24 protein-coding genes, 1 tRNA gene and 1 pseudogene are annotated in these 26,716 nt (G+C 51.9%); 7 read left to right on the forward strand and 19 right to left on the reverse strand.

All coding sequences use genetic code 11. The features are described 5' to 3' along the window. Positions 1 to 31: 31 nt before the first annotated feature. Entirely contained in the window at positions 32 to 3,337 is a 3,306-nt protein-coding gene (locus tag JI741_RS24265) for a DUF7948 domain-containing protein (RefSeq protein WP_202014028.1), read from the forward strand. A 42-nt stretch (positions 3,338 to 3,379) separates the two neighbouring features. On the opposite strand, the gene JI741_RS24270 is transcribed toward JI741_RS24265, so the two are convergent. From JI741_RS24270 to JI741_RS33265, 15 genes and pseudogenes are all read right to left on the reverse strand, one after another. Next, positions 3,380 to 3,763 (reverse strand): DUF5655 domain-containing protein, encoded by a 384-nt coding sequence (locus JI741_RS24270; protein WP_202014029.1) that lies wholly within the window; start codon positions 3,761 to 3,763, stop codon positions 3,380 to 3,382. 45 nt (positions 3,764 to 3,808) lie between these two features. Next, positions 3,809 to 3,985, reverse strand: coding sequence for a hypothetical protein (locus JI741_RS24275; protein WP_202014030.1), 177 nt, complete (start codon positions 3,983 to 3,985; stop codon positions 3,809 to 3,811). A 126-nt stretch (positions 3,986 to 4,111) separates the two neighbouring features. Then, positions 4,112 to 5,044, reverse strand: coding sequence for a S1C family serine protease (locus JI741_RS24280; RefSeq protein ID WP_202014031.1), 933 nt, complete (start codon positions 5,042 to 5,044; stop codon positions 4,112 to 4,114). 108 nt (positions 5,045 to 5,152) lie between these two features. Next, a complete protein-coding gene (locus tag JI741_RS24285; protein WP_202014032.1) occupies positions 5,153 to 5,491 on the reverse strand; it encodes a DUF6686 family protein in 339 nt (112 codons plus the stop codon). A gap of 47 nt (positions 5,492 to 5,538) precedes the next feature. Further along, complete coding sequence (locus JI741_RS24290) at positions 5,539 to 6,177, reverse strand: HmuY family protein (RefSeq protein ID WP_202014033.1); 639 nt, start codon at positions 6,175 to 6,177, stop codon at positions 5,539 to 5,541. Positions 6,178 to 6,204: 27 nt separating this feature from the next. Continuing rightward, entirely contained in the window at positions 6,205 to 8,358 is a 2,154-nt protein-coding gene (locus JI741_RS24295) for a TonB-dependent receptor plug domain-containing protein (protein ID WP_236676253.1), read from the reverse strand. 5 nt (positions 8,359 to 8,363) lie between these two features. Next, complete coding sequence (locus JI741_RS24300) at positions 8,364 to 9,440, reverse strand: hemin-degrading factor (protein ID WP_202014034.1); 1,077 nt, start codon at positions 9,438 to 9,440, stop codon at positions 8,364 to 8,366. Positions 9,441 to 9,481: 41 nt separating this feature from the next. Continuing rightward, positions 9,482 to 10,294, reverse strand: coding sequence for a heme ABC transporter ATP-binding protein (locus tag JI741_RS24305; protein ID WP_202014035.1), 813 nt, complete (start codon positions 10,292 to 10,294; stop codon positions 9,482 to 9,484). After that, positions 10,294 to 11,361 carry a FecCD family ABC transporter permease gene (locus JI741_RS24310; protein ID WP_202014036.1) on the reverse strand — a complete coding sequence of 356 codons (1,068 nt, stop codon included), beginning with the start codon at positions 11,359 to 11,361 and terminating at the stop codon, positions 10,294 to 10,296. Before JI741_RS24310 ends, JI741_RS24305 begins: the two co-directional genes overlap by 1 nt. Positions 11,362 to 11,370: 9 nt before the next feature. After that, positions 11,371 to 12,228, reverse strand: coding sequence for a heme/hemin ABC transporter substrate-binding protein (locus tag JI741_RS24315; protein WP_202014037.1), 858 nt, complete (start codon positions 12,226 to 12,228; stop codon positions 11,371 to 11,373). Positions 12,229 to 12,510: 282 nt separating this feature from the next. After that, positions 12,511 to 14,595, reverse strand: coding sequence for a DUF3858 domain-containing protein (locus tag JI741_RS24320; protein ID WP_202014038.1), 2,085 nt, complete (start codon positions 14,593 to 14,595; stop codon positions 12,511 to 12,513). A gap of 5 nt (positions 14,596 to 14,600) precedes the next feature. Continuing rightward, complete coding sequence (locus JI741_RS24325) at positions 14,601 to 16,490, reverse strand: transglutaminase domain-containing protein (protein WP_202014039.1); 1,890 nt, start codon at positions 16,488 to 16,490, stop codon at positions 14,601 to 14,603. A gap of 483 nt (positions 16,491 to 16,973) precedes the next feature. After that, positions 16,974 to 17,840, reverse strand: a complete 867-nt coding sequence (locus tag JI741_RS24330; RefSeq protein WP_202014040.1) for a hypothetical protein — start codon at positions 17,838 to 17,840, stop codon at positions 16,974 to 16,976. A 125-nt stretch (positions 17,841 to 17,965) separates the two neighbouring features. Beyond that, positions 17,966 to 18,481: a hypothetical protein gene (locus JI741_RS24335; protein WP_202014041.1), complete on the reverse strand. Its 516-nt coding sequence runs from the start codon at positions 18,479 to 18,481 to the stop codon at positions 17,966 to 17,968. A 90-nt stretch (positions 18,482 to 18,571) separates the two neighbouring features. Then, positions 18,572 to 18,919: pseudogene (locus tag JI741_RS33265) on the reverse strand (DUF6563 family protein); the annotation flags it as partial. Positions 18,920 to 19,205: 286 nt separating this feature from the next. Between JI741_RS33265 and JI741_RS33115 the strand changes: the two are divergent. Continuing rightward, positions 19,206 to 19,415 carry a type II toxin-antitoxin system HicA family toxin gene (locus JI741_RS33115; RefSeq protein ID WP_369411849.1) on the forward strand — a complete coding sequence of 70 codons (210 nt, stop codon included), beginning with the start codon at positions 19,206 to 19,208 and terminating at the stop codon, positions 19,413 to 19,415. A gap of 12 nt (positions 19,416 to 19,427) precedes the next feature. Further along, positions 19,428 to 19,817 carry a hypothetical protein gene (locus JI741_RS24345; RefSeq protein ID WP_202014043.1) on the forward strand — a complete coding sequence of 130 codons (390 nt, stop codon included), beginning with the start codon at positions 19,428 to 19,430 and terminating at the stop codon, positions 19,815 to 19,817. Positions 19,818 to 19,972: 155 nt separating this feature from the next. On the opposite strand, the gene JI741_RS24350 is transcribed toward JI741_RS24345, so the two are convergent. Then, a tRNA-Ile gene (locus JI741_RS24350) sits at positions 19,973 to 20,046 on the reverse strand. 84 nt (positions 20,047 to 20,130) lie between these two features. On the opposite strand from JI741_RS24350, the gene JI741_RS24355 reads away from it, so the two are divergent. Beyond that, a complete protein-coding gene (locus JI741_RS24355; RefSeq protein WP_202014044.1) occupies positions 20,131 to 20,754 on the forward strand; it encodes an HAD family hydrolase in 624 nt (207 codons plus the stop codon). Further along, the gene (locus JI741_RS24360; protein WP_202014045.1) at positions 20,744 to 21,901 is read left to right on the forward strand and encodes a site-2 protease family protein; all 1,158 of its coding nucleotides are present in this window, start codon (positions 20,744 to 20,746) and stop codon (positions 21,899 to 21,901) included. Before JI741_RS24355 ends, JI741_RS24360 begins: the two co-directional genes overlap by 11 nt. Positions 21,902 to 21,936: 35 nt before the next feature. On the opposite strand, the gene accC is transcribed toward JI741_RS24360, so the two are convergent. Further along, on the reverse strand, positions 21,937 to 23,436 hold the full coding sequence (accC, locus tag JI741_RS24365) for an acetyl-CoA carboxylase biotin carboxylase subunit (protein WP_202014046.1): 1,500 nt from the start codon (positions 23,434 to 23,436) through the stop codon (positions 21,937 to 21,939). A 297-nt stretch (positions 23,437 to 23,733) separates the two neighbouring features. Here accC and JI741_RS24370 point away from each other — a divergent pair, with 297 nt between their 5' ends. After that, the gene (locus tag JI741_RS24370) at positions 23,734 to 24,990 is read left to right on the forward strand and encodes an aminotransferase class I/II-fold pyridoxal phosphate-dependent enzyme (RefSeq protein ID WP_202014047.1); all 1,257 of its coding nucleotides are present in this window, start codon (positions 23,734 to 23,736) and stop codon (positions 24,988 to 24,990) included. 86 nt (positions 24,991 to 25,076) lie between these two features. Continuing rightward, positions 25,077 to 25,253 (forward strand): BF3379 family histone-like protein, encoded by a 177-nt coding sequence (locus JI741_RS24375; RefSeq protein WP_073131007.1) that lies wholly within the window; start codon positions 25,077 to 25,079, stop codon positions 25,251 to 25,253. A 55-nt stretch (positions 25,254 to 25,308) separates the two neighbouring features. Here JI741_RS24375 and dapA read toward each other — a convergent pair whose 3' ends face one another. Both dapA and JI741_RS24385 read right to left on the reverse strand, forming a co-directional pair. Continuing rightward, positions 25,309 to 26,187, reverse strand: a complete 879-nt coding sequence (dapA, locus tag JI741_RS24380; RefSeq protein WP_202014048.1) for a 4-hydroxy-tetrahydrodipicolinate synthase — start codon at positions 26,185 to 26,187, stop codon at positions 25,309 to 25,311. Between the two features lie 9 nt (positions 26,188 to 26,196). Further along, on the reverse strand, positions 26,197 to 26,703 hold the full coding sequence (locus tag JI741_RS24385; RefSeq protein ID WP_202014049.1) for a DUF6913 domain-containing protein: 507 nt from the start codon (positions 26,701 to 26,703) through the stop codon (positions 26,197 to 26,199). Positions 26,704 to 26,716: the final 13 nt, after the last annotated feature.

The following is a 26,716-nucleotide window of genomic DNA, read 5'->3' on the forward strand; positions in this document are numbered from 1 at the left end:
TCGAAGACCCTTTGAATAAACTGTGTTTTTTATGCGGCCGTGGATGATCAGGTTATCGGTTTCGTTCTTTTGGGTTGGGATGATCGTTTCCATGCAGGCCTTGGCTGATCCCACGCCGGATATCACCTTTATTGAAAACAAAAATCAGTGGCCGGCCAACGTTCAGTTTTCGGCCACCATACCCGGCGGCAACATGGTGTTGCAACGGGGCGGCTTCAGCTATCGCTTCATCGACCAGGGCAAACTGCAGGCGCTTCACGACCGGTCGCATCACAAACACAGCGAGGCAAACAACCCGACACAAGGCGGCGAAGAACTCATTCAGGGCCACGTGGTGGACGTTACGTTTTCGGGTGCAAACCCCGACGCCGTGCCGCATCCCTTCGGACAATCGTCGGCCTATTTCAATTACTTCATTGGCAACGACCCGGCGCAGTGGGCTTCCGAAGCACATGCCTTTCAGGGAGTACTCTATCCGTCATTCTATGCCGGCATCGATTTGAAAGTATACGGCCTTGGCCAGCAGGTGAAGTATGACCTGGTGGTGGCACCCTATGCAGACCCGTCGCTGATCAGCATGGTGTATGAAGGCACCGACGCCTTGCTGCTCGACAAAGGAAATCTCTATGTGAAAACTTCGGTGGCCGATGTGATTGAGCAGCGGCCGGTAGCCTATCAGTTCATCGATGGCAAGCGCGTGGAGGTGAAGTGTGAATTTTACCTGGAAGGCAACCGCCTGTCGTTTTGCTTTCCACAAGGCTACGACCCATGCTATGAGCTGGTGATTGATCCCCTGCTGATTTTCTCAACCTATTCCGGATCAACAGCCGACAACTGGGGCAGCACGGCTACGCCCGGCGAGCGGGGTACACTCTATTCGGCGGGCGTGACCAGCCGAAACCTGGGCGGATTCTTTCCGGCTACACCGGGGGCCTTTCAAACCAGCTATGGCGGCGCCTATGATGTGGGACTGTTGAAGTATGACTCCACCGGCAGCACCTTGCTCTATGCTTCACACCTGGGGGGCGACCTGTCCGAATCGCCACACAGCCTGGTGATGAATGCCAGCCACGAGTTGGTCGTGCTGGGCACCACCAGTTCCATAAACTTTCCGACATCAGCAACCGCGTTCGACCGCAGCTTCAACGGAGGCACTGCCGTGCAAAACGTGGTGGACTTCGGTCGGGGCACCGACATCTTCCTGAGCCGCGTGAGCAGCGACGGTAAACAATTGCTTGCCTCAACCTATGTTGGCGGTTCGGCCAACGATGGGCAGAATCCACCCTTCAGTCCGCTCACGCAAAACTATGGCGACGAACTTCGCGGCGATGTGATCACCGATGAGTTTGATAATGTGTACATCAGTTCGGTGACTTCGTCGGCAGACTTCCCGGTGCTGAATAGCATCGACAATTCATACAACGGTGGGGAGACCGACGCCATTCTGATGAAGCTCAACAAAAACCTTTCGGCCATCACATGGTCAACATTTCTGGGCGGTGCAGACGCGGATGCATCGCACACCCTGAAGTTTAACAAGGCGGGTGATATTTATATTGCAGGTGGCACAGCCAGCACCGACTTCCCCGTCACTACCGGGTCCTTTCAAACGACCATGGCGGGTTTTGCCGATGGCTGGATCGCCCGTGTCGATCACGATGGCAGCGCCATTAAGCAAGCGACCTTTACCGGCACACTGGGCTTTGATCAAATCTATTTCCTGGACCTGAATGAAGACGATGAAGTGTATGTCTATGGGCAGACCACAGGAGCCTTTCTGGTCACTGCGGGCGTGTTTCGCAATGCCAACAGCGGGCAGTTTGTTCAAAAACTGAATTCGTCACTTTCTTCGGTTGTGTTCTCTACCGTGTTTGGTTCGGGGCGCGGCATACCCGACATATCGCCCACGGCATTTCTGGTGAACGAGTGCAACAACATCTACATGTCGGGGTGGGGTGGTGCCGTGAACGAGGATCATTGGCCAACCAATTTCAACGGCATGCCCGTGACACCCGATGCCTACCAGCGCACCACATCGGGTTCGGACTTTTACTTCATGGTGTTGACCGACGATGCATCGCAGTTTCTGTATGGAACCTATCTTGGCGGAACACAATCGAAGACGCACGTTGATGGTGGCACAAGTCGCTTCGATAAAGGTGGTATTGTCTATCATGCTGTATGCTCTGGTTGTGCCTTCGACAATGCTTCGGGGGGGCCGTCGTCCGATTTTCCGACCACACCCAATGCCCACTCGCGCACCAACAACAGTCAGAATTGCAACAACGCCGCGTTCAAGTTCGACTTGTCGTCGTTGAAAGCCCGCATACAATCCAACTCTGTGGCGCTCGATCGCCCGGGCCTCAACGTGGTTTGCATTCCCGACTCTATCGTGTTTCAAAACTTCAGCACCGGCGGTGAGATTTATGAGTGGGACCTGGGCGACGGTACCAAAATCACAAAGTTCGACACGTCTATGGTGGTGCACCGCTATCAAAACACGGGCACGTACACCATCTGGCTGAAGGCGATAGACAAAGGCACCTGCATTGGGAAAGATTCCACCAGCACCAAGGTGAACGTGTTCATCGCGAAAGCCAAAGTGCAGGACGACGATGCCCTTTGCTTCAATGCGTCCTATACGCTGACGGCGAGCGGCGGTGCGGTGTATGCCTGGCAGAGTAAGGATGGAGCCTTTACGTCGGGAGACGCTACCCCAACCGTTAGTCCGAAAGACACCACGATCTATTATGTGACGGTGACCGAGGCCACGGGTTGTGTGAAGAAGGACACGGTGCAACTTAACGTGATTCCCCTCATTGCACCCGACTTCGAAATAGACCGAACCGCCGAATGTTTTAACCGGCCCGTCATATCCGTTCGCAACCTCACGGACAGCCTCTGGCAAAACGACCGCATCTTCTTTGATTTTGGGGATGGCGCAACGTCCGATGGCGAGCAGGAGCAACACGAATATGAGAAAGACGGCATGTATAACGTGAAGCTGGTGGCCGTGCGGGAATTTTGTGTGACAGAGAAAGTGGTGCCGACGGCCATATTCAAATTATTGATCCCCAACATCATTACTCCCGGCAAAGCCGATAACACCAACGACAGCTTCACCATTCAGTATGGTGACGTACCCGGTTTGACACCGGCAGACTACGGCTTCAAAACCTCGGTAGTGATCTACAACCGATGGGGCAAGAAAGTGTTTGGTGCCGACGACTATCAATACGACTGGGAGGGCGAAGGCCTTGCGGCCGGTGTGTATTATTACGAAGTGACGGTGAGCGACCACGCAACGTGCAAGAGTTGGGTGCAGGTGGTGAAGTGAGATTGATCGTATCTCCTTGGCCAAAGATCGGTAAGCCACGCCCTACGCGTTCGCCTGAGCAAACGCCATCTTCATAAACTTCCTTACTTCTGCATTAACATCTTCGACGCTTGAAAGACGAAGGTGGTGGTTGTATTGCGACGTGCCTGGCACCTGCGCAATTCTGGTAAAGCAAAGATTGTCTTCGTAAGGCTTTGGAAACGGAAAAACAACATCAACAAAGTCGCGTCCCAGCCGGGTGATGTAGGCGATGCGGGTTTTGGCCGCCAGTGCAATCATAGACTTGGTGGGATGAACCGTGACCGGTCCGATCTTTTGATATTGCTCCACAAAATATCGAAATAACGCCAGTGTGTGCTCGGATTTGTTGTACAGAAAATCGCCAAGCACCTTGTCGCCACACGAGTGGCTTTGGTTGGCTTTCACAAAGTTTTGACGGCAGAGCGGACAGGTCCACATGGCGCAACAATGCTATGCAGCAAACGAAGTCACGATCAACACCACACCTGCGAGAATACCCAGCAGGATGTCGGTGCGGCGCACCATTTGATAAACAAGGTTGCCCTGTGTTTGCTTCCCTGTCTTCACAAACAAAAAAACGAACGTGATCAGGAATAGTATTCCGAAGATGAACTTGTAGTATACCATAGCACCTTGTGTTTAGGCTATGAAGATAAGAAAATCGGAGCGGGGTTCTAAATTTCTTTTTCAGGCCTCGTTGTCGATCGCTTCTAAATCCCGCAAAGGATGGTAAAGAATCTTGTAAAGTAGTGGTTAGCTTTTCGTAGCCTTCTGGGTCGGAAATATTCCAAAGTTAAGAAGCTCTGTGTGTCGCACTACCGAAATGTCGACCATGTTGAGGATGTCTTTTTTGGTAAGCTCCTTGAACAGCTCCTGCAACGAGTTCATGGGCTTGCCGTTGAAGGCCGTGATGATGTCGCCCTCTTTCACCTGCGACAATGCCGCCGGCGAGTTTGGTTCGATGCTCACCACAAACAATCCTTTTTGATTGGGCAGATGGAAATGCCGCAGCACCTTTGGTGTGATGTTCACTTCCTGGAGCATAAAGCCAAGGTAGGCTTTGAATACTTTTCCGTTCTTGATGATCTGGCTGGCCACCTCTTTCGCGGTGTTGATGTCAACAGAAAAGCTGAGGCCTTGTGCGCCGGTGATGATGGCGGTGTTCACACCCACCACTTCGCCGTCGGTGTTGATGAGCGGACCGCCCGAGTTGCCGGGGTTGAGGGCGGCATCTGATTGGATCACGTTGTCGACCAGCATGCCCGACTGCGAGCGTAGTGTGCGACCCAATGCGCCTACCACACCCGTTGTGACGGTGTGCTGATAGCCAAACGGGTTGCCAATGGCAATGACCAACTGACCGATTTGCAGTTGCTGCGCATCGCCAAGGGTGGCCACAGAATAGCCGTCGCTATAGATCTTCAGGATGGCCAGATCTGTGTCGGGGTCGGCACCGACAACGGTGCCTTCTATTTCGTTTTCGTTGAGGAGCGATACCATAATTTTCTCCGCGCCCTGCACCACGTGGTGGTTGGTGAAGATGAGACCATCGGATGAAAAGATGAAGCCTGAGCCTGAACCGGCGGGGCGTAGCTTGCCTTGCACGGTTTTGAATACATCAATTTTGACAACGGCGTTCTTCGCGGTGTTCACAGCCGCGATGATCATTTGCGAGAAAGCATCCATACGCTGAAATTTCAGAGTACGTCCTCAAAAAGCTGCCCAGTTGGTTTGGGTGGAAGATTTGGCTGGTTATTGAATGGCGGCAAAGCCAATTTGACAGGAGAGAGGACCTTAATAGCCAACTCCCCTGACAAGTTTCCTGGCTTCCAGCACAATCTGCACCTCGGCCGACAGGTCGGCCAGCTCATCCAACTCGGCATCACTATAAACCAAAAACAGATTGCTGTGCGGACTTGAATAGATGCGGGTGCGACCGTGGGGCAGAGGATTATAGTTTTCGCGCGAATGACGATAGGAGACCACCCACTCAAAAAAGCGTAGCATCTGCTCTTCATCAAACACCAGGAGCACCGTTTTGTAGGCCACGTTATATTCCTGGCAGCACGGACACCGGCTCACAAAGCCGTTGCTGGACTCGGTAATGATTTCGCGTTCGGATTTGGAATGCATGGGCGTGGAGGTTAAAAATAGTGAGAGGTCTTTTTTTAGTTCGGCCATTATTTTACAGTAGACTCAAAGTTGCGCGTGCCATCGGGTTGATAGATGTAGCGGAACGTGAAATAGCGCGACAACGGACGAGTTGCCAGGTCAGCAAACGTGGTGGTGGTAGTCGAGGGATTGCCTTTGTAGTAGCTGATGATTTCTACTTTCACATATTTTCCATCGGCTGTTTTCAACACAATCACTTTGCCGGCGTTGGGAAGAATGGCGTGGTTAGGAACCGATGTTGTGCCGGTGTAGGTATACCAACCGCTGGTGCCGCTGCCCACGATGGCCTTGGCTGCTTGACTGTCGGCGGTGTAGCCGTCTGCGGGAGCTTCTTTCAGTTCGTCGAAGATACCACTCACAATTTGTCCTTGTGCCTGGCCCGGGCCGCTCACGCCACCGTTGAGCACGAGCGTGGTGCCGCGAAAACCAATGTCCCATTTGGAGGATACGCTGTCGGTGTTGGCCACCACGGCGCCATTGGCAAAACTGAACAAGGTAAAGTTTTTGGTGCTTTCCGAATTGAGGTCTTTCACTTCGCTGGCGGTGAGTTTCACAGGTGTATTATCGTCATCGTCGTCGCTGCAGGCAGTGAACACAGTTAGCGCGAGGAACAACATGGCGGCATTCAATTTCAGAATAGATTTCATAATAGTAGAAGTTAAAAAGTGTATAGATTAAAGTGTTGATTTGTTTTTCTTCGAAAGCGTGAACGCAGCACTCACCCAAAGCAATCGCCCGGGAAGTGTGGGAATGTATTGCGGACTGGAATAGTCTAACAGGTTGTCGCATCCGGCTTGCAGGCGCAGCGATTTGCGGATGGTCTTGGCCACAGAGAGATTCACGGTGGCATAGCCCTTCACATATTCGCTGTCGTCGTCCAGGATCACGTTGTTGTTCATGTCGGCAAAGCCATAACGTCCGCGATAGATGGCGCGCAGGGTGGCGCTCCAGCCGTGGGCTTCGTCGTTGTAGAACAGCTTGGCGTTGAGCATGTGGCGCGAGCGATTGAACAAGCCGCCATATTCATTTGCTTTCACGCGGCGTGTCACGTTGGTTTCCGGATCGCGTGCATACACTTCGCCAGCGTTGAGCTGGTCGATCACCGCCTTGTCTTTTGCCACCAGGTATTGATAGCCCAGCGAAAGCGTCAGGTTGTCGGTGGCCATAAAAGACGATTCCATTTCAGCACCTTGCGTGAACACCTGGGCCAGGTTGTAGTAGCTGTACACAAACTGTCCGTTGGTTTTGCGCGCCACAGGTTTGGTGTCGATGATGTCGCGGATGTCGTTGCGAAAAGCATTCAGTGAAACAGAAACACGTTTGGCCGGAACCAGCTTCACACCAAGATTATAGGCACGCGACGATTCCGCTTTCAGCTCGCCAAACGTTGCGGGGTCGGCCAGCATGGCGTCGATCTGACCGTCTTGTTGCAGGCGCGCAATGCCCTGCAAAAGCTCCTCTGAACCCAGCACGGTGTAGCCCACCGTAGAGTTGGTGAAGTTGAGGTATAGCTGACGGAAGTCGGGAGCTTTGAACCCCACTCCAAACGAACCGCGCACACTCAGCCAATGGTTCACGTCATACTGCGCCGATAATTTCGGACTGAACTGCGAACCATAGGCGCTATGCTGATCGAAACGTCCACCGGCCAGCACATTCAACTTCGACAGCGGCTGCCATTCGTATTGCGCATAGGCATAGTTGGTCTGATAGGTCATCCGGTTGTCGTAGCGCGTTGCCGCCACGCTCTCCCAGATTCTGCCCACACCCAAGGTCACCACGTTGCGTGTGTTCACAAAATATTCGACCTGCACTTCCGGACGCAGAAACGTTTGATCGAAATAGGTGTCGTCATACACGGCGCCGTCTGTCCGGTAGTTCAGTGTCGAAGTTGTGCTATATTTTGAATGATAGAACCGGAGCGTTGTCTTCCATTTGTCCGACAGTTTAAAATGCATCACGGGGTTCACGTTCCAGTCTTTCACAGTTCCCTTGCCATCCAGCAGTGCGATGTCGGAGCCGTCGGCGATGCTGCTCACGCTGCTTTGTGATTCGGTGAAGTAGCGACCCGACAGCGAGAACTTGGTGCGCGACGACAGGTCGTAAGACACACGCGTCTGGTATGTGTAGTTTGTGAAAGGACTAACCGTTTTCCCATCAGTGTCCGGTGTCAGGTCGTAGCCGTCGGTGCTGTAGCGGTTTGCAAAGGCGTAGATGCCCAGTTTCTCGCGTTGATAGTTCACGGTGCCGGAGAAATCGGTGGTTTGATTTGCCCCGTAGCGCGTCGTGATGGTTCCGCTGGTTCCGGCTGGACGGTCGGTGATGATGTTCACCACACCGGCCAATGCTTCCGATCCATAGAGACTGGAGCTTGGTCCTTTCATGATCTCTACCTGGCGGATGTTGCCCACAGCAATGCGATTCAGCTCAAGCGTTCCCGCAGCGCGGCCAATGAGTGGTTCGCCGTCGATGAGAATAAGCGTATACTCCGGCGCGAAGCCCTGCATCTGAATGCCCGTGCCATGATCGCTCACCAGGGTGAGGCCGGTTTGTTCGGCCAGCACGTCGTTCAGGCGAAGCGAGCCCATGTTCTTGATTTGTTGCTGCGAAATGACGGTGACCGGCACCGGCAATTCAGAAAGCGCCCGCTCGCTGCGGGTAGCCGAGATCACCACAGCATCCAGCTGACGCGACGCCAGCGAATCCTGCGCCCGCACAACGGGAATGCTGAGCGCCACCAAACCAAGCGCTAGCATTCCCCGCGTCAACCCCTTCCGATAGGGATCGACAGCAAAGGCAACATAAACAGTATCAAAAAATGTAGTCATGATGGTCAGAGAGCAGATAATGATTTCACCACAGCGCGCCACTCGGTCTTCTCGGGAATGCCGGGTTTGCGCAGACCGAAGAATTGCGCGATCATATTTTTCTCCACGTCGAAAAGTTCGATCGAGGTCACATCGCCTTCGGTTGTAGGCTTGCGCACTACCCATGCCGTGTGCACAAGGTCCATGCGCATGTGCATGTTGAAATCGGGATCGAGTATGTTGAGCCATTGTTCAGGACCCGTGTGGCCGCGCTCGAGCACGCGAATGGTCCGCACTTTCCCCTGATGTATTTGCAGATTGCCACGGTTTCCCGCGAAGATCATGATGGGCAATTTGGTTGCGGAAGCTTCGTCGAGTATCCGTTTGGGTGTGGTCTTGGGATTGACGCGATAGGTGAAGGTGCCTTCGGCCAACTCCAGGGCATGATAGCGATGCACGTTGTGACGACGCAGCAAACCGAAGAAGTCGTGTGTGTCTTTCAACTCGCTCCATTCTTTCAGAAATGCTTCGGTGTCTTCAGGACCGTTCTGGGCTTCGGATGCATATGGGGTCACGTCGAGATCAGGGTTTTGATCGGCTGCGCGGAAGTCTTGCACGAGACTTTCGTAGGCAGCGACGTCGCTTTTTTCCTGCAGGTATATTTTGGTTACAGCATCGCCGGCGCCATCAAACACCTGGATGCTTTTCAGGATGCGGTCCGATTTCTCCTCGGTCACAGCAAACGCAAACTTCCAGCCGCTAAAGAACACGCGCGTCTCGATGGGGCCGATCACGGTAGCCATGGCACGGGCACCTTCGCCCATCACATCGATTTGTTGAAAGGGACCTTTGTGTTCCAGAATGCACGTGCCGTTGCGCGTGAGCGACATCACTTTGCCCAGCGTTTTGAAACGGGTGAGCAATTCGGGCCACGGGCCTTGCAAGCGCACAACCTGCTCGCCCGTTTTGGTAGCCAACAGTTCGGCTTCGCTCACACCCAGATCCTTTGCGGCTTCGCGGATGCGGATGCCAGGCTTTGCATTTTGAATTCCTCTCCAGGCTTCGATGAGGGAGGATGATTTACTTTCGGCGATGATGCTCATGTGTGTTATTCGTTTAGCGTTATTTAATTAGAGTTATTGTTTCAAAGGTTGATGGCGACCGATCGCGGTTCCGAAAAGGTTTCGCGTTCGGGAATGATGTAGGGGCAGTTGTTGCACGGGTCGCGATAGATGTTGACGCGGCAGCAAAACGTTTCTTCAATCACGGGCTTGGTGAACACGACATGTGCTTCGCCCGAGGCGATAATCTTGCCGGCCCGCAAAAAATACAGATCGTCTGCAAACTGCACGGCCTGGTTCAGGTCGTGCACAATGGCCATCACACCAATGTTGCGCGAACAGGCCTTCTTGGCAAGCGCGAAAATGAGTTGCTGCTGGGCAATGTCGAGGCTGCTGGTGGGTTCGTCCAGCAAAATGTAGCGGGGAAAGAGGGTCTCCTCCCAAACCTGCGTCAACACACGGGCCAGCTGCACGCGTTGCTTTTCGCCACCCGAAAGCGTGAGGTAGCTGCGGTCGCGAAAAGCTTCGAGGCCCGTGAGCGCGACCACTTCGTCTACGATGTCGTCGTTTTCCCTGCGCGTGCTGCGATGGCCATGACGACCCAGTTCCACAATTTGCTGCACCGTGAAGGCAAACGAGATGGTGGTGTTTTGCGAAAGCACGGCGCGCACCAGCGACAGCTCGCGCGGTGAGTAAACTCTTGCCGACTTGCCATTTACCAGCACTTCGCCCTGATAGTTTCGGTGTTCCTGTGCAAGGGTTTTCAGCAATGTGCTTTTGCCCGCGCCGTTTGGTCCGGCCACCGCCGTGAACTTGCCCGGCACCACCGTGAGGTTCACGTTGTGAAGCAATTGCTTTTCGCCAATGCGGTAGGATATGTTCGTGGCTTGATACATTAGAGTTCGTGTTTGCGTTTGGCGCGAAGAAGAAGGCCGATGAAGAAAGGCGCACCCACAAGGGCTGTCACCACACCAATGGGAAGTTCAGAAGGGGTCACCACGGTGCGGGCCACAATGTCGGCCAGCACCAGCAACAACGCTCCACCCAAAACGGAAGCAGGCAACACCAACCGGTTGTCGGGCCGAAGTCCGAGTCGGATCACGTGTGGCACTACCAATCCGATGAACCCAATGATGCCCGACAGCGACACACTGATGCCTACAGCCAATGCCGTCAGGGCAATGACCTGTTTTTTGACGCGCTCCACATTTGCACCGGAGTGATAGGCTTCGGCCTCGCCAAGCGCCAGCACGTTCAGCGCCGGAGCAAAGAAGAGCAAGGCGACACATGAGCCTACAAGCAACGGTCCAGCAACCAGAAGCTTATCCCACGTGGCACCTCCCAGGTCGCCCAGCGTCCAGAAGGTGAAGGTGCGCAACTGATTTTCGTCAGCATAGAAAATGGCAAGCCCGATGATGGCACCCGACAACGCATTGAGTGCCACGCCCGAAAGAATGAGCACCGCGATGTTGGTTTGTCCCAGCTGACTGCTCAGGCGTAACACGATGAACGTGGCGACAATGCCACCACCAAAGGCCGTGAGTTGCAGCACCGAGTTGTAGAGCCAGTGGCCAGGAGCAATGGCCCACGCACCTCCAAACACGATGACCAACACCACGGCCGAAGCAGATCCACCCGACACCCCAATGAGGCTGGGCTCTACCAAGGGATTTCGAAACAGTGCCTGCAAGGCCGCACCGCTCACACCCAACGATGCACCAATGAGCACCGTCATCAGAATGCGAGGCAAGCGGATGGACGTGAGCACCAGATCATACACATCGTCTACCGGCACGTGCTGAAAAAGACCAAGCTTGTGAAGAAAGATCAGGGCCACATCGTTTACCGGAATAGACACGGCACCCGTGGCCAGCGACAACAGTACAGCCGCCACCAGCGAGGTGCTCAGGCCTGTGAGAAGAAACGGTGTGCGATAGTCGCGAAGGGGAAGCGCAAGATTCATGACCGACTTCTATTTTGCGCGCAACTCAGGATGCAACAGTGTCACCAGTTCTTGTATGGTTTCGCCTACACGCGGTCCGAAGTTGGTGAGCTTCAAGCCATCGATAGACACTATCTGTCGCTGCTTTCCGGCAGTGGTCTGAGCCATGCCCGGCACTTTCAACAGACCATCAATGCCTCCAATGCTTTCGAGGCCCGACGACAGTGTGACCACATACTCGGGATTGGACGCCAGCAAAGCTTCGGCGTTCAGCGGTTTATAGCCTTCCACATCGCCCACGGCACTGGTGGCACCCACGTAGGCGAGAATGTTTCCGAATGTATTTTTGCCGGCCACACTCACCGTTGCAGCACCGCGATTGTAGATGCACAACACCTTGGGATTTGTCTTTGCTTTCTTGAGCTGCGCCGTGGCGTCGGCAATCTGCCGGTCTATTGTGGCGATAAGTTTTTTGCCTTCAGCATCGCGGCCCAACGCAGCAGCAATTTGTGCGATGAAGCGCTTTGTGTCGTCTATAGTATATTGACGATCTACAATGACAAGCTTGATGCCGCTGGCGCGAAGTTGTTGCAGCACGGCATCTTCCACATAGTCTTTCTCGGCAATGATGAGTGTGGGCTTCAGGCTGATGATGCCCTCGGCCTGGATGCCCCCGCGGTAGCCTATGGAGGGTAGCTTCTGAATGTGGGCAGGGTAGAGGCTGGTGCGGTCGGAGGCGATAATTTTGTCGCAGTCGCCGAGTGCGCACACCGTTTCAGTAAGGGCGCTACCGGCGGTAATGATGCGCTCTTGCGCAAAAGAGAAGGCTGAGGTGAATATAAAAAGAACAGCGAGGACCATGTTCTCGCAGCGTAGTTGCTTCTTCATGATGACAAGGTTTAGTTGAATCGGAAGCAAAGGTAGGCCGGTCGTTAACCCTGCGTCAATCGCTTGCAGAAGCCAATTTTCAGTGTCACATGAGAGTAGGGTTTTAGAATGTGACCTACGCCGTAAAGGGTATCACAAGTCCGGTGCTGTTGGTTCGTCAATGTACCCTGAGCAGGGTAGGCGGTTGCAACGCTGAGGGTATATGAAAACTAAAAAGTCCTTGTTGCCAGACATTTGCAGCGGGCAACAAGGACTTGGATGGGCTATGAAAGGCCGGTAGGGCTAGCTCTTCTTCAACAACAGTTTGGTGCCATAGAAGTCGACGGCCGTTTGCAGAAATGCGTTCACCTTAGGCCAGTCTGTTGCGGCGTAGTGATTTTTTGTGTAGTACTTCCGCACGTTGATCACCACCTTCTTGCCGTCGCTGGTGGCCGACGAAACAAAGCCGCCGGCGTCGCTTTCGGTTTTGCGTGTAAAGTTATCGAGGCCTTCCACGGTATAACCCTCGGGAATGGTGAAGGTAATGGTGTGGTTGAATGAGCGGGCAAAGTCCATAAACACATCGCGGGTGCGTGTCTTCTGTTCTTCTTTCAGATCGGTTTGTTTTTCGATGGCCTTGCCCAGTTCCACAATGATGTTCGGGCCGGCGCGTTTGGTCAGGTTCTCGGCCGAGAACTCGTCGCTATAATCTACCGTGGGAGACTCTTGCCACATGCCTGCGCTTTTCACGGTCAGGTTTTTATAGTCGGCAATCTTGACCTCCATGTCGTCTTCCAATTCACTCTTTATGCGTTCGTCGCGTGCCGTATAATCCTGTGTGAGGCGTTGTTCGAACTTCGCCTTCTCTTTGTTATAGTCCTTTATCAGGTCGCGAAGCAAACGCGAACGCTCCACCATGTATTTGGGTTGATCATATTCTTTAATGTAGTCATAGTCCGTCACCACCAGATACTGATGATACACTTTGCTGTGACCAATGGCCTTGATGTTACGTTTCACGTTCAGCTTGGTGTTGTCGTCGGCATCGAGCGTCAGATCAATGTTGGCCGACGTGTTGTTCTGATCGGCGGTGGTAACGGGCGGAATGTTGTCTTTCACAGATGTGTATTGCGCCACGCCCTCCATGCCTTCGAAACCATATGGAACATCGCCGGGCAATGCAAACGGCGTGGGGCGTTTCAGATACAGGGTGGGCTTTATGTTGATCTTCATGATGAGATCGCACGAACCATAGTTCACCAGGTCGGGGAAAGGACCGTATTCGCGCGAAGGGATCAGCAACACCTCGTGCGGAATGTCATACTTGGTGCAATAGCGACTCACCAGAAAGAAAAAGCGATCGGGTGTGTAGCCATTGTCAAGGGGCTCTCCTTGCTTGATGTCGAAGTAGGCTTGTTTGTAGATGGGATTGCGCAGCAGGAAATACAATTCTTCAATGGCCTTGCGTGAGCTCTTGTCTTTCTTGAAGTTCACGTCCATGAAGTCTACAAGATAGCCGATGTCGGAATTGTTGTAGGCGAAATATTTCATAAGATCACGCGCACCCTGTTCGGCATCCGGTTTCTTTTCTTCTTTGGATATGCGGTAGCGGAAGTGGGGTGCTGTGAGGTAGGGATAATTCCAGATGAGGCGTGGCGCTTTGTCGCGCATCTCGTCTTTCAGTGTATAGAGCACGTCGTTGTCTTTCACTTCTTTCTTGAAGTCGGGTGCGCCGTTGTAGGGGGTGTTGTAGAAGTTCATCTGGTGGGGCAGCATGAACGTGATGGTTTGCTTCACAATGGGATACTTCGATTCGAGCAGTTGCTCGTCGCCAAAGTCGGGCATCGTCATGCTCTCATCCCGCAGGGCAATGAAGTAGTCCACAATGTCGCCGGGCTCCAGGTTGGGAATGGGAATCTTCAGGTCGTTGCCGCTTCCGGCGTCCGACTTCACGGCGTCTTTCAGATCCACTTCTTTTTCTGTGCCCGCCGCCTTGATCACCTTGATGCCCAGAATCCGATAGGCCGATGCCTTGCCAAACAAATTGGTCTTGATGGTCTTGTTGTTAAACGAAATCTCCGAATAGTCAGCAACAGCCGCCTTGTCAAGCAACTTGATGCGATAGTGGATGTTGATCTGTTCGATATAGAACCGGTTCACGCTGGCAATGCCGGTCACTTTGGTGGTGAAGTCACAAATATACTCACGCTGAAAGGCCAGCATCACGGCCGACTCGTTCTTCCATTTCTCGGGAACCTGCGTGGTCTTGAATTCGTCAGGCGCCTGGCCCCAGAGTTTCAGCTTCACCTTCTTTTCTACTTCCGATTGCGCCCACAGGCCTTGCACCAAAACAACAGCGAGACTACATGCTAACAGCAGCTTTTTCATGAACGTTATTTTTTTAATACGATTTGATTTTCATAGGCCTTGGCCAGTTGTTTCACCGCGGCATTCCAGCGACCAAACGATGCCTTGCGGATCACGCCTTCGGGCACGGATAGTTCTTTGGTATAGACAATCTTGTTGCCCTGGGTTGCATACTGAATGTTGAAGCTGAACTCCGGATCGTTAATGGCCACGTTGCCCGGCAAGCTCGACACCGAATAGCCGGCTGGCACACTCAGCTCCACAGTAGTTTTGTTATGGATCTTTTCACCAAAGTCAAGATCGCTCTGGCGTGTGTCTTTGATGGTCCAGTGCTTGAAGGTTTTCGAAGGATCGATGTCGACATAATATTCGTTGTTGAACGAGCTCACGGCGCCGGCATATTGCAGCTTGCAATCGAGGGCCAGTGGGCCGCTGCGTTCTTCCAGGTCGGGTAAGGTCAGGTCTGTGTTCTTCACATTCTTGTCGCCGCTGGCGATGAAGTCGGCCAGAAAGTCTTTCCGGTTGTCGGTTTTGGTATAGTGATAGCCGTAGAGGAAATTCTTTTTCGATTCGCCTTTCAGCGTGATGTTGTAGGAGCCTTCCAGGTTTTCGCCATTCACACTGGCTTTCAGCACGCGCAGGTCGGCGTCGCGGTTTTTGTCGGAGGCAGTCACCTTGTCGGCAATAAACGTGTCGCCGTCTTCAATCATCACGGGACGGCTTTGGATGCGCTCAGCGTTTTCGCCGAAGGGCATGTATTTCTCCGTGGCATCCAGAAAGTATTTCTTGCCGTTCAGAATCAGCGTGCAGATCATGTGGTTGTTCACGGCCAGCGACGGTAGCGAGTGGTCGTACATGATGCGCTTGGTGCCAATCCACGTGAGGCGCGCGTCATAGCCCGCCGTCTTCAACATTTCTTTCGTGAGGTTGGCCATGCCCTTGCAATCGCCATAGCGCTTCTCGAAAACGTTTTGTGCTTCGTCGGGCTTGAAGGCCGCGAGCCCATCTTCGAAGGCGATGTAGCGGATGTTGTCCTGCACCCAATAGTAGATGGCTTTGATCTTTTCTTCGTCAGTAGTCTTCCCTTGAATCAACTGCGTCACCGTTGCTTTATAGGCCGCCGGGTTGGGTTGGAGCCTTTTTGTCAGGCTGCTATACCATTTATAAAGATCTTGCGGGGAAGCGAGGATGTTTGTCTTCTGTGCTGCCGTTCCCACCGACTTCATCAGCACCAGAATGTGCGGATGGTTGTATTGCACGCCGCGCGTATAGCTGTCGGATTCAATGCCGGGTATTTCCTTCACGGAATAAACCACCACGCGGTTGCCGCCTTGGGTGGTTTCGGTTTTGGTGATGGGAAAGTCGGCGAGATTAAATTCGCGAAGTTCCACGTCCATGTCTTGAGGAATCACAAACGTCACCTTCTTGTCGATCAATGGAAATTTGTCCTGGAAGTAGACGGCGGTCAGGTATTTGGCGTCGTTGATTTTCTTCACGCTCGAGATGTCCCACACTTCGCCCACTTCCTTCAACTTCAACTGGTGTGTACAAAACTTACTGTCGTCAAAAAACAAACCTTCCGACGTATACGACCCGCACACTTTCGCCGCATCGGGTGCCCGTTGCTTCAGGTTGCTTTCGGCAGAAAACTTTTCGATCAGTGCGTTGCCATCATACACTTCCGATTCCTGAATGGGAACATTGTAGCGCAGCGACAGCAATTGCTCCGAGCGGTTCACCGTGGCCTTGGCACCGACCCGGGAATCTTTTGTGAGAACAAATTCGATGTTAGACCTGAGAATGGCCGCCTCTTCATCCTTGTATTTCACTTGAAGGTCGCGCGCCATCTTAGGATAATCCTGGGCATGCGAAAGCACCGCCGCAGACAGCAGAAAAGCGAGAAGGAGTTTCTTCATAGGTATAGGTAAAACACGCCTTGCGACGTGCGTTTAGTGCGTAACGATCCGGAAATTAAAAAATGCAAGTCAAGCCTTTCTATAAAGGTATATGATGGAAAGACAATCCGCAACCAAGGGAATGAATCTGTCGGGAAGGTTGCCCAGAACATAATTTAACCGTGACGCTTTTTTGCAGTTTTTTCGCAAGACTTTCTTGGAAATCGCACACCCGCGTTTGAGGCACATCGCCCATTGAGCACACCTGATGATTTGCAAAGAAACGCAACACGGCTGCCGGGCTCACAGAATCGCTTAAAACAAACAGTTTTGATGCCGTCCGCTTGTCAGATAACTCGCCCGGTTTTGAATTCCACTTTCCGGCGCGATGGAAATTCAAAGAATGGAGTGAGATCTTACATTCGTAAGGGCAGGGGAGGAATGGTGACGGCCGTTGAGGGGCGTCGGCATTTCTTGGCTGGCGTTCGTGGTTTCGAACGGGTGTTAACATCCAACAACAAAGTATGTTGCCACCATTTTCAATAGCGTCTCCGGCGTAGCCGAATTTGAAAGGAAAAGAGAAGGCATTTCGCTATTGTATTTGCTGGCGGTGTCGATCAAAAAGTCGGGCACGTTGTCGCCGTCAAGGTCGCCGGCAAAAATAACATTGACCATGTGGTCGTCAAAGTTAGGTATGGCTACGATGTGTTGAACAATGATCTGTCCGTTGCGGTTGGCGGCGATGTAAAGCTTATAGTTGTAAATGTCGTACCGATCGGATGGATCACCTTTGTCGCTGCCGGTGGCGAACAAAGCGTAGTCGTTGCCTTGATATCGGAAGGTGATTGAATCGCCGGGCAAAATTTCCGTGCCAGGCAACGTGAGGGGCATTATCTTTCCTTCGGGGAGTGTAATGCCTGAGACCAAGAGGATAGCAGTGTCGGGCGAGACCGTAGAAACAGACCAGCCTGTGTTCTCATCGTCGGCATCCATAATTTCATCGTGAACGCGCTTGGCAACCACTGTCGTTTTTTGTGTGAAGAAGTGGTTGTGTCTGCGAAAAATGGCAACCCAGTTTTCCTTCTCCACCCCTTTCCAAACTTCGTTTGCATGAAAGGTGCCGGTAGCAAGAATCTTGACGGGCGAGTTCTTGTCAACCTTTGGAAGGGATAGTGTGTCGAATTGATAGGACTTTCTCGGGGCTACTTCTTGAGTGGCCACGTCCTGAGAAACCACTTTTATTTCCAACGGACTGTCGATCGGCTGTGTAGAATCGACACGAACGGCTTCTTCAGAATGTTGATTTCCGCGAGGCGAGCATCCGATCAGGATGGTGATTGTAAAGGGGACACCATAGAATAGAATTCTCATTGTTGATGCGATAATACTTCGCATGGGCGAATCTACTTTTTTGCAATCGCATAAACTATTCACCGGGAATGATTTACGTAGATTGTTAGTGTTGGAGCATATTTACCAAAGGGATGTACATAGTTTTATTTCCCCTCCAGGGCTCGTCTTCGTTCTCGTTCCTGAAGTGATTCAATCTCGCGAATGTAAAATTCGCCGGCTTGTTGTTCCACACGTTTGGCATGGGAAGCATTGTCTTTGTCCTGATAACTGCATTCAACGTAGTTAGTGAAGGAAGTATTAAGAGTGACGTCATAACACTTTTGGTCAAAACAAAGTGTGGTGACCGCCTGCATCAGGTTTAATCTGATGATTTGGCCGGGACCAATTTTATGGACAGCACTATCGGCTGTTGTAATTAGAATGGAGTCTTGCCGCTCTTTTTTGGCCCGTCTATAAAACACAACGCTGGCATCCTTTTCAATTCGGCCAATCTCATCGCGGTGACGTTCGTTGTATTTTGAAACATAGGAAAACATTACGCTGCTTCTTCCGCGTCCCTGTTCCTTTTTGTATTGGGTGAAGAGTTGTGGGTCATCTTTTAGAATCGTATTCATCACAGCTTTGTCGAGGATGTAGAACCTTCCGTTGTTGAGATTCATAACGAGACTCTCTGTGTTAACGTGTGGTATGGGTACGGCCACCGGATATGGCAACACTACCAGCCACGTAATGGTAGTGATCCGGTCCACCCAAAAACAATAACGATTCACTTCGCGCATGGCCCGATAACCTTTGTTATGCTGATAGTGTCGGCTATTCACATAAATACTGTCGCCGGTAGAGAACCCCCAAAACGATTTTGCATCCCTTCGGTTCACCACGCTGTCCTTAAGCAACGGAAGACAACCGTGACTGTCCGATCCATTGCTAACCGTGAACTCGTCGCGAATAGAGGGGGCGTTGTTGAGGAACTCTTTGTATGTTCTGTAAATCCCACGCACATAGGCCTTGCTTTCGAGAATGGGAGGAATACGTTGAGCGGAAACGTACGTTGAACAAACAATGAAAAGGCAAGCGAGGCGAATACGACGTGTCATGGGTAGGCTGACGAGTAACGAATTCGAGCAAAGTACATATTTTTTTAAATACTTTGTTGCGCTAGCGTGGTGCGAATTATGGCGGATTGCTTGCGGATATGGTTGTAAATCGCGCGCATTTAGGAATGACACTAGTCGGAGAACTTGAGGAACGGATTGGTAAATAAAAATTTACCTTTTGTGTTTTAAAAAAGGTAAATAAAAGTGTACTTTTGTTGTGTCGCGAGAATGGGTTTGGCTTTTCCTTAGACGTAGGAAAATTGTGTTAGATCAATCCCAGTTATGAATGGCAAAGTGCAGCGAAATTTTACGATTTCTATATCGGAACGGATGGGTAATGGAACGACAGCGCGGTTCGCACATTGTTCTGGGACATCCGGATAGAACAAATAAGATCGTGTTTCCAAATCATGGTTCGCAGGAAATGAAGGTAGGCACGTTGCATGCCGTGCTCAAATCTGCCGGGTTGCATTTGGGAGAAAAGAAGAGAAAATAAATACACTTAAAAATGGCTAAGATTAAAGTGAAAGTAGAGAAGACACGGACTGGCTTTTCGGCCTATGCAGAAAAGTATGCTGCATTCACTACCGGGAAAACCGTTAACGAGCTGACCACAAATATGGTTGAGGCGCTTAACGTGTTGTTTGAAGCAGAGCAAAAGAAAAAGGAAGTAACAAAAGCAGATATCACTTTCGAGATGGATCTCATGAGCATATTCGAAGTGTATCCCGTGATTAATATGAAAGGGCTTTCGGCGCGTGTGGGGATGAACTACTCGTTGTTGGCGCAGTATGCCACGGGAAAGAAAAAACCTTCGTCACGCCAAACGGCGCTTATCATGGATAGTATTCATGAGCTCGGCAGAGAATTGTCGGAGTTGAATCTCATTACGCGTTAAAAGCAAAGCTGAACGGGTTTTGAATTTGTTGGGTGTACTGCGGGGAAATACGCTCGGTATCCTTCAACTAGAAAATCCGGAACCGAATGTCGCGTACATCGCCGGTTCTAAAAACAAAAAAGCAGCTACGGGCTGTAACTGCTTGATATTCAAAGTGGGCCCAGTTGGGAACGATCCAACGACCCCCTGATTATGAGTCAGGTGCTCTAACCATCTGAGCTATGGGCCCCTTTCTGCAACCGTTCTTTGCAGCGCGGTTTGAAAAAGTGCTGCAATGTTACATATTTGAAGTTGAATACACAAAACAGAAATCGTGCGGCCAGATCCTTCCATTAAAAATCTCATCTTCGATCTCGGAGGTGTCATCCTCGACCTCTCCATCGATCACACGCTTCAGGCATTCACCGACTTGTCGGGCATGGACAAACAGAAGGTGCAGGAATTGTTTCACTCCTCCAAGGGCTTTGAAATTTATGAAATGGGAATGATGAGCGACGAAGAGTTTCGCGGCTTTGTGCGCGACACCTACGACGTGAACGCTTCCGATGCCGACGTCGACGCGTGCTGGCTGGCCATGCTGCGACACATTCCCGCGCGAAAACTGGACCTGTTGCAACGACTCAAAAACTCGTTCAACGTTTATCTGCTCAGCAACACCAATGCCATCCACCTGGCGCACATCAATCGCAACATGATCACGGGCGGCGACTCGCTCGATCCGTTTTTTCACCGTGCCTACTACTCACACGTCATGAAGAAGCGTAAGCCCAACGCAGACATCTTTCAGCAAGTATTGGACGAGAATGGATTGGCGGCAGCCGAAACGCTTTTCCTCGACGACAACCTGGCCAACCTCGACGGCGCCCGCGCACTGGGCATCCAAACCCTGCACGTTTCCACTCCCGACGTAATCCTTGAGTTCTTCCATGAATACTGATCTGCGGCGCGGGATTATTCAGGCATCTCTGTTTATCGCGACCATCATCACCACCACACTGGCGGGCGGCGAATTGATGTACGGCAAGTCATTTTTATATGGCCCCTATAGCTGGGATGATTTTATTGGCGGGCTGCAGTTTTCTGTGCCGCTTTTGCTGATTCTGACGGTTCATGAATTTGGTCATTACCTCACAGCGCGCTATCATAAGGTGAAGGCTACCTTGCCGTTCTACATTCCGTTGCCACCCCTTCCGTTTCTGATGTTCAACATCGGCACCATGGGGGCGGTGATCCGGTTGAAGGAACAGGTCTACTCGCGTCGTCAGAATTTCGACATTGGTGTGGCCGGTCCGTTGGCGGGCTTTGTGATGGCGATCATCGTGCTTTTCTATGGCTTCACACATTTGCCGGAGCCGGAGTATATCTTCAACGTGCATCCCGAATATAAGGCGTATGGCCTGGCGTATGCCGACCACGTATATCAGCCGCAGGACAAAGAGGTGATCGACCTAACCATCGGTGACAATCTGTTGTTCCTCTTTTTCAAAAACTATGTGGCCGATCCTGCGCGCATGCCCAATGCGCACGAGATTTATCATTACCCCATCATCTTTGCAGGTTACATGGCCTTATTCTTTACGTTCCTGAATTTGCTTCCCGTGGGGCAGCTTGATGGCGGGCACGTGGTGTATGGATTGTTCGGACTCAAGAAGCATAGGATCATTGCTACTGTGTTTTTTGTGGCCTTCACCTTCTACGGCGCACTGGGGTTCCTAAACCCAACCGATTTTCCCAACGATTCGCTCATGATTGCCGCGCCACTATCCATACTGTTTCTCTACAACGTGCTTCATGCGCTCGGTTTGCCCAAGAAGCGAGACACGCTCATGTATGCCGTGCTCATGTTCGCGGTGTTGTTCGTGCTGGCGCGCTTTGTTCCTCAGGTGCAGGGATACTCGGGCTTTTTGTTTTTTGCTTTTATCGTGGGCAGGTTTGTGGGCATTCAGCATCCTCCGTCGCTCGTTGAGGAGCCGCTCGACTTCAGACGAAAAGTGTTGGGGTGGATCGCGGTGGTTGTCTTTATCATTTGCTTCACACCGGCTCCCCTCCAAATGGCGATCCTGGCAAAGAAAGCAATGCCCTAAAAAACGGAATTGTAACTTGATTGACCGCTTGATAACTACTTAAGCCGGTTCGCTTTCCATTTGCTTACCCCACCCGTTGATGCACTTGCCGTTTCCGCCATCACAACCTTTTCCTGTTGCTGCAGCATCACGGCCAACGCTGCGGCAATCATCTCTTCCTCGGCCACAGGGTTCTGTTGAAGCACGGCGGGCGTGAAGTAGTTTTCCACAAAGCGCGTGTCGAAGTTGCCGGAGCGAAAGGCTTCGTGTTGCATCACGAAGAGGCAAAAGCCCAGTGTGGTTTGCAGGCCGGTGATGTCGTATTCACGAATGGCGCGGATCATTTTTTCGATGGCGTTGGCGCGGGTGTCGGCATAACAGATCAGTTTGGCGATCATAGGGTCGTAATAGAACGGGATGTCCATGCCTTGCTCGAAGCCGTCGTCTACGCGCACGCCAATACCTTGTGGGCGGTTGTAGGTTTTCAGCGTGCCGATGTCGGGCAGGAAGTTGTTGGCGGGGTCTTCGGCGTATACGCGAATCTCTACGGCATGGCCATTGATTTTGAGGTCTTCCTGTTTGAAGGGGATGGGTTCGCCTTCGGCCACTTTCACCTGCAGCTTCACGAGGTCAAGCCCGGTAATCATTTCGGTTACCGGGTGTTCCACCTGAAGGCGTGTGTTCATTTCCAGGAAATAGAAATCGAGGTGATCGTCCAGAATGAACTCCACAGTGCCGGCGCCATAATAGCCACAGGCTTTGGCCACGTTGATGGCCGCTTCGCCCATCAGCTTTCGCTTTTCGGCCGTGAGCACCGACGAGGGCGCTTCTTCCACCACCTTTTGATGGCGACGCTGAATGGAACACTCGCGTTCAAACAAGTGCACCACGTTTCCATGCTGGTCGCCAAACACCTGGAATTCGATGTGGCGGGGCTTGGTGATGTACTTCTCAATGAACACGGAGCCATCGCCAAAAGCCGACTTGGCTTCGCTGGTGGCGCGCTCCATCTGTTCTTCAAAATCGCTTTCCTTGTCCACTACGCGCATGCCTTTTCCGCCACCGCCGGCGCTGGCTTTGATGAGGATGGGGTAGCCCACTTCGGCCGCGATCTTCTTCGCTTTGGTGAGATCGGATATGGGTTCGGAGGTGCCGGGAACGAGGGGTACGTTAAATTTGGCCACAGCCGCCTTTGCGGCCAGCTTGCTGCCCATCAGTTCGATGGCCTTAGCCGAGGGGCCTATAAAGATGATGCCGGCATCTGCGGCCAATTGGGCAAAGTCTTCGTTCTCCGACAGGAAGCCATAGCCGGGGTGCACGGCATCGGCACCGGTTTGCTTGGCGGCGGCGATGATCTTGTCCATGCGCAGATACGATTCCGACGATGCGGGCGGACCAATGAACACGGCCTCGTCGGCATAGCGCACGTGAAGGGCTTCGCGATCGGCTTCGCTATAGACGGCCACGGTTTTTATTCCCATTTCGCGCGCGCTGCGCATCACACGCAAGGCTATTTCGCCACGGTTGGCCACCAGTATTTTCTGAATCTTCGGCATGTTTGAACGTCTGGTCTTGAAAATGATGAAAGCGTTAGGACTTCTGCTGCATGTGCTGAATCTGTTCAAATCATCATGAGGCAAAATCAAAGGTATTTAAATAGGCGAAAACAGGCATGGCGGCGATCCAAATAATTCATATCCGCTTTTTTATCATTTTTGTTGAACAGGCGACCGGCTACCGCTGTTTAAAATACCAATATTAAACACGCTTTTTCGCCACCCACCACCATCGTTGAAGCGTTCGTTAAGGTTTTTTCGTTATTTTTGCCGCAATTTTAATTCAATCAAGACGCAATGGTAGACTTATTTGAAAAGCTCAGAATGGAGGCCGGTCCCCTGGCCAAGTATTCACACCTTCCGGATGACTATTTCTTCTTTCCGAAGCTGGAAGGAGAGATTGGCCCGCGCATGACGTTCAATGGCAGAGAGGTATTGAATTGGAGTTTGAATAACTATCTGGGATTGGCGAATCATCCCGAGGTTAGAAAAGCAGATGCCGATTCGGCAGCGCAATATGGCATGGGCCTTCCCATGGGCGCACGCATGATGTCGGGCAACTCGGTGCATCACCTGGAACTGGAACGCCAACTGGCGGAATTTGAGATGAAAGAGGACGTGATGTTGCTCAACTTTGGCTATCAGGGCGTGGTGTCGATCATCGACGCGCTGGTTGATCGCAAAGACGTGATTGTTTACGATGCCGAATCACACGCGTGCATCATCGACGGCGTTCGCCTGCATATGGGCAAACGTTTTGTCTATACCCACAACGACATGGAAAGCCTGGAGAAACAACTTCAGCGCGCCACCAAGCTGGCCGACGAAACCGGCGGCGGCATTCTCGTGATCACCGAAGGTGTGTTTGGCATGTCGGGCAAGCAGGGCGACCTGAAAGGTGTTGTGGCGCTGAAGAGCAAATACAACTTCCGCCTGTTTGTGGACGACGCGCACGGCTTTGGCACAATGGGTAAAACCGGTGCTGGAACAGGCGAGGAGCAAGGCGTTCAGGATCAGATAGATTTGTACTTCTCAACGTTCGCTAAATCCATGGCCAGCATCGGTGCATTTGTGGCCGGCGACAAGAAGATTTTGAAATACCTGCGCTATAGTGTGCGCTCGCAAATATATGCCAAGAGCTTGCCCATGCCGCTGGTTATCGGTGCCATGAAGCGTCTGGAATTGCTGAAGACCAAGCCCGAACTGAAAGACAACCTGTGGAAAGTGGTGAAAGCCATGCAGGAAGGTCTGAAGGCCCGTGGATTCAATCTCGGCAGCACCAATTCGCCCGTAACGCCTGTACTTTTCAAGGGTGGTGTTGGCGAAGCGGCAAACATGTCGATGGACTTGCGCGAAAACTTCAACATTTTCTGTTCGGTCGTGATCTATCCTGTTGTTCCTAAGGATGTTATCATGTTCCGCATCATTCCGACGGCGGTTCACACGCTGGCCGACGTGGAGTTGACACTTACGGCCTTCTCGAAGCTGAAAGAGAAGCTCGACAACGGGTTCTACAAGGAAGAAGTGTTGGTGTCGGTGACGAAGGGGATGTAAAAAAAACCGCTTTTTCAGTGGTTTTAAAAGGTTATTTTCTAAATTGGCAGTAAGAAACTAATTTTTAATCCTAAAACTCTAATAAAATGCAAAAGTTTGAAGAGCTCAAGAATCTCATAGCTTCGCTTGAAGGAGATGCTGACAAATTCTATAATAAGGGCAACAGTGCTGCCGGTACCCGTGTGAGAAAGGGTATGCAAGATCTCAAGAACCTTGCTCAAGCCATCCGTTCTGAGGTTCAGGATATCAAGAACAAAGCTTAGTCTGCCAGGATTAACCGAAATGAAATATAAAAGGGATAACTTGAAAAGTTATCCCTTATTTTTTGTTCAAAACCGCCAGGATGCGGTCTATTTTAGCTTTCAATTCGCCTGAGCCCGGCACCAAAGGAAGCCGCACGCCCGGGTTCATGATCCCCATTTTCGACAGCACATATTTGATGCCCACGGGATTGCCTTCCTCATACATAGGGCCGTTTATTTCCAGCAGGCGCGCTTGTTCCACCGCCGCCTTGGCATAGTTGCCCGAAAACGCATAGTCCTTGATTTTCCTGAACGACTGTGGAAAGGCATTTGCCAGCACCGAAATAACCCCTTTGCCGCCCACAGCATAGACGCCCAGCGTCCACATGTCGTCTCCGGAAATGAGCACGAAGTCTTTGGGCATGTATTTAGCGATCTTCAGAAACTGCTCCATGTTGCCGGAAGCGTCTTTGATGCCTACGATGTTTTTGTGCTCGGCCAGTTTCAGGGTGGTCTCTGCCGTCACATTAGCGGCCGTACGGCCCGGAACGTTGTAGAGGAGCACCGGAATGGGGCTGGCGTCGGCAACGGCCGTGTAGTGCCTGTAAATGCCCTCTTGCGAGGGCTTGTTGTAGTAGGGGCTCACCGACAGCAGCGCATCCACGCCTTTCAGGTCCGTGGCGATGATTTCGTCCACCACGCTGCGGGTGTCGTTGCCGCCAATGCCGTAGACGATGGGGAGGTTTTTGGGGTTGTTGGCCTTTACGAAATTGAGAACCTTTAGCTTTTCGTCGTCAGAGCAGGTCACCGATTCGCCGGTGGTGCCCATCACCACATAATAGTCTGCGCCCTTCGCGGTGTGCTGAAGAAGTTTTTTCAGGGCTTTGTAGTCCACTTCCAAGGTTTCCGTAAACGGTGTGACCAGCGCCACACCTGTTCCGTAAAGTTTTCTCATTTCGTGTGTTTATTTTAGTTGGGTTGTGTACTTGTACATGTCGTCGATCAGCCCTTTCAGGCTGTTGATAGACTCGATCATGAGTTCGAAATAGGGATGGCTGTCTTCCCATGCCCGGCCCACGCGACACCGCGCATGGCTTCGTGCCAGGATGTTGAGCACGAGGGGATTGGGGGCGATGTCGAGGTAGAACAGGAAGTCGAACTTCATCTCCGAAAAGCTCACGGCGTCAGGCGAGGTGATGTTGCCCCAGAACGACAGGTCTTTCTCGGAAAAGAAGTTGAATTTGAACTCGTAGTTGTCTTTGTTGTTGGGCAGAAACTCCAGCACTTCCACGTGTTTGCCGTCCGTTTCAAATTTGCGTACGAGCTCTTTCACAATTTCGTGTTTGAGCTTGTCTTCCACGCTGAAAATGATGCCGATCTTCTCCGCCTTTTTGTAGGTCACGTTGGTCCGCTCTGCCTTGTTGTTCTTCAGCAGCATGCGGGTTCTCATTTTCAGGAAATTCAGCTTCATCAAATGGTGTTAA

The sequence above is a fragment of the Chryseolinea lacunae genome, assembly GCF_016735595.1.
GTDB lineage: Bacteria > Bacteroidota > Bacteroidia > Cytophagales > Cyclobacteriaceae > Chryseolinea > Chryseolinea lacunae.